The following is a 1,492-nucleotide window of genomic DNA, read 5'->3' on the forward strand; positions in this document are numbered from 1 at the left end:
CGGTGCTTCCACCCCGGGTGCGCGGGTTCTGGATTGTAATCGCATCGGTCACGATGCGGCTTGTTCCTCGGCTTTTTTTCGGCGCAGCGACTCGCCTTTCATCGTCAGTCGGTAGGCGTTGTGCACCAGGCGGTCGAGGATGGCATCGGCCAGGGTCGGGTCGTTGATCCAGCCGTGCCAGTGCTCGATGGGCAGTTGGCTCGTCAGGATGGTGGAGCGGCTGCCAGCGCGGTCGTCGATCACCTCCAGCAGGTCATGCCGGGCTCCTTCCTCCAGCGGGGCTAGCGCCCAGTCGTCCAGCACCAGGACGTCGACCTTTGCCAGCTGTTGCAGGGTACGGCCGAAGCTGCCGTCGCCATGAGCGATGCGCAGTTGTTCCAGCAGGCGCGGGGTGCGCAGGTACAGGGTGCTATAGCCCTGGCGGCAGGCCTGGTTGCCCAGGGCGCAGGCCAGCCAGGTTTTGCCGGCACCGGTCGGGCCGGTCAGCAGCAGGTTGTGCTGCTGGCGGATCCAGTCGCCACTGGCCAGGGTGGCGATCAGACGCTCGTCCAGGGCGCGTCCGGAGCGGCGGTCGAGATCTTCCAGGCAGGCGTTGGCGTACTTGAGCTTGGCCTTCTTGCGCAGCCGTACCAGGCGCTGGTTGTCACGCCAGGCCAGTTCGCGGTCGAGCAGTAGGCCGAGGCGTTCATCGAAGCTCAGGCTGTGGCTGGCCGGCAGCGTCCATTGCTCTTCCAGGGCGCGGGCCATGCCGTCCAGGCGTAGCTGGTGCAGTTGATTCAGGGTGTGTTGCGGCATCATCGAACAGCTCCTGTTGCGGGGGTTGGTAGTAGTCGGCGCCACGGACGTTCTCGTGGTCGCCGGGTAAGGTCGTTTCGGCGGCACGCTGGGGCAGCGGCTGTTGATCCAGGCCTTGCTGGAGCAGGTTGCGCACGCTGCGCCCGGTGAAGGCGCGCAGGTGTACGGCACGTTCGGCAGCGGCTTCCAGGCGTGCATTGCCATAGCGCCGGGCCAGCGAGAGCAGGCCGAGGCAGGCGCGGTAGCCCATCTCCGGGTGCGGCTTGTGGGTCAGTTGGTGATCGATCAGTTGGCGCGTGTAGGGGCCGATCCGCTCGCCCCAGTCGAGCAGGCGTTGCGGCGTCCACTCACGATGCGCCTGGTGCGCTGCGGGCATGTGTTCGCGCTGGGTACTGTAAGCGCCGCGTCGCCCCAGCAGCAGGTGGCTGGCCACCCGCCGGTTGCCATGCAGCACTTCCAGGGTGTGTGCCGTCAGTCGCACGTCCACGTTCTGCCGGGCCAGGGCGGAGGGCACGCTGTAGAAGCTGCCATTGACCTCGATGTGGTAGTCGATGCTGACCTTGCAGCGCTTGAAGGTGGCGACCTCGTAGGGATGCACCGGCAGCGCTCGCAAGGCCGGGCGATCCAGACGCTCGAACCAGTCGCGCCGGCAGCCATCGAGCCGCTTGAACGGGCGCCGATTCAGATCCTCCAGCAG

2 protein-coding genes are annotated in these 1,492 nt (G+C 66.9%); both read right to left on the reverse strand.

The features are described from left to right. Window positions 1–48 precede the first annotated feature (48 nt). Window positions 49–798 (reverse strand): IS21-like element IS1474 family helper ATPase IstB, encoded by a 750-nt coding sequence (gene istB, locus AC061S_RS44380; RefSeq protein ID WP_003460139.1) that lies wholly within the window; start codon window positions 796–798, stop codon window positions 49–51. Beyond that, window positions 686–1,492: Mu transposase domain-containing protein (locus AC061S_RS44385; protein WP_478691566.1), on the reverse strand; the 807-nt coding region annotated here is incomplete at its 5' end. The genes AC061S_RS44385 and istB, both read right to left, overlap by 113 nt.

Source organism: Streptomyces sp. CA189 (genome assembly GCF_056428985.1).